Raw genomic sequence first — 1,036 nt, forward strand, 5'->3', positions numbered from 1 at the left:
GTGGTGAAAACTTGCAATCAAACAGCAAAGTATTAAACCCACATAAAGTGGGTTTAATTAGCGTCTAATGGTAGGGTTAGAGAATCTTGGCTCCGCGCAGACCAAATAGCAAGCCAACAGCTACACCCATAAACACGCCTAAAAAGACAATATATTCAACTACAGCCATTTGTTTTGCTCCAGATTAGTTACTTATTTCTATTCAATCATCAATAATTATTAAAGGGAACAGGGAATAGAAAAGAGGTTGTCAACTTGGGGTAAAATACCCAGACGAGTGATTATATTAGGGTTAGGGATTGACACTCTCAGGGCTAAAGCCACTGAGATTCTACTGACAGAATTAGATTAAAGGTTTAGCCTAATCTAATCTCGCTGCGACCGTCAAACGCCGACTAGACGCTCAATACAACCACCAATCAAGGTGTCGAAATTGCGCTTACTTTTATTACTTTTATTGTTTTCAGTGTTTTTGTGAGTCCATCACTAAGCCAAGATGCGGTACGCTCCACAACCTGCCATTACTTGCTCTTTCAAGTCAATACTGCCGCTAGGACTTGAACCTAACCGTTGTTTCATAGGAGCCGGGATTTCTCCGTACTAGGATGTTTCAACACGTAGATGTTTATTGTTCTTACTCACGATTTCATTCTAGCATACCACAGGGATTAAAATCCCTCGTGTCGCTTCCCTCTCAGGGCTAAAGCCACTGAGTTTCCCACTTACCGCGAGGTCTTATGAGTTCTGTAATTAAAGTAGATATACCAGAAAAATCTTATGATATTACCATTGCACCTGGGAGTTTAGATCAACTAGGTGAACAAATGGCGAGTTTGAAACTAGGTAAGAAAGTATTGCTAGTTTCCAACCCGATGATATTTAAATATTATGGCGAAAGAGCGATCGCCTCTTTAGAAAATGCCGGTTTTCAAGTCGTTAGCTACAACCTACCCCCAGGAGAACGCTACAAAACCCTCAACTCCATTCAAAAACTCTACGACATTGCCCTGGAAAATCGCCTAGAACGCTCCTCAAC

1 protein-coding gene and 1 pseudogene are annotated in these 1,036 nt (G+C 41.2%); one reads left to right on the forward strand and one right to left on the reverse strand.

Annotation, left to right across the window (positions count from 1 at the left end; genetic code table 11):
• Positions 1-76: 76 nt before the first annotated feature.
• A complete protein-coding gene (petL, locus tag AN486_RS26560; RefSeq protein WP_035081422.1) occupies positions 77-169 on the reverse strand; it encodes a cytochrome b6-f complex subunit PetL in 93 nt (30 codons plus the stop codon).
• A gap of 568 nt (positions 170-737) precedes the next feature.
• Here petL and AN486_RS26565 point away from each other — a divergent pair.
• Positions 738-1,036 (forward strand): annotated as a pseudogene (locus tag AN486_RS26565) (3-dehydroquinate synthase); the annotation flags it as partial.

Source organism: Anabaena sp. AL93 (assembly GCF_001672085.1).
Classification (GTDB): domain Bacteria; phylum Cyanobacteriota; class Cyanobacteriia; order Cyanobacteriales; family Nostocaceae; genus Dolichospermum; species Dolichospermum heterosporum.

Coding starts and splice junctions, on each gene's coding strand:
- petL (WP_035081422.1), bottom strand. CDS start 169: ATGGCTGTAGTTGAATATATTGTCTTTTTAGGCGTGTTTATGGGTGTA.